This window comes from Marinobacter halodurans (assembly GCF_004327985.1).
GTDB lineage: Bacteria > Pseudomonadota > Gammaproteobacteria > Pseudomonadales > Oleiphilaceae > Marinobacter_A > Marinobacter_A halodurans.
Genome location: NZ_SJDL01000167.1, coordinates 1 through 782, shown reverse-complemented (window position 1 = coordinate 782; position 782 = coordinate 1). Strand labels below are relative to the sequence as shown.

The 782-nt window shown below is 53.7% G+C and carries 1 protein-coding gene; it reads right to left on the bottom strand.

Going from position 1 to position 782, the window contains the following annotated elements:
• Positions 1 to 711: IS5 family transposase (locus EZI54_RS23955; RefSeq protein ID WP_131484348.1), on the bottom strand; the 711-nt coding region annotated here is incomplete at its 3' end.
• Positions 712 to 782 lie beyond the last annotated feature (71 nt).

Here is a 782-nt window from a genome sequence, read left to right as displayed (position 1 = left end):
GGAGACGTTTTCGCGGTGCTTATGCTCATCCCGCTTCTGAATGCCAAGGTAACCGGCGTCGCCGAAGACTCTCTGCTCTTCGCCATGCAGCAGATTGTCGGTGGGCACGATGTCGTGCACGTTGGCCGCCGTGGTATCAATGCTATGAATCAGGCCCAGCGCGTCATCAACACCAATGTGCATCTTCATGCCGAAGTGCCATTCGTTGCCTTTTCTGGTCTGGTGCATCTCTGGATCACGCTTGCCAGCTTGGTTCTTTGTAGAGCTGGGAGCAGAAATAATGGTGGCATCTACGATGCTGCCTTCGCGCAGCATCAGGCCGTTTTTCTCCAGGTGTTTGTTCACCTCTTTGAACAGCACCTTGCCAAGGCCGTGTTGCTCCAGGAAATGTCGGAAGTTAAGAATGGTGGTCTCGTCCGGCAACCGGTCCAGCTTCAGGCCGGCAAAGTGCCGCATGGATTCGATCTCGTACAAAGCGTCTTCCATGGCCGGGTCGCTAAGGTTATAGAACAGCTGCATGCAGTGAACTCGCAGCATGGCAGGCAGCGGATAGGGAGGCCGTCCGTTTTGGCCCTTGGGATAATAACGGGCTACCTTCTTCTCCAATTGCTTCCAGGGAATCAGCTTGTCCATCCGTTCCAGGAAAATCTCGCGGCGGGTCTTGCGCTTCTTGATCTGGTATTCGGCTTCGGAGAAGGTGATCTGATCCATGGCAACAATGAATTCTTTGCGGTTGACGAAGGCCGTATTATCGCTGATTTCGAGACTTATTCAGAGTCTCC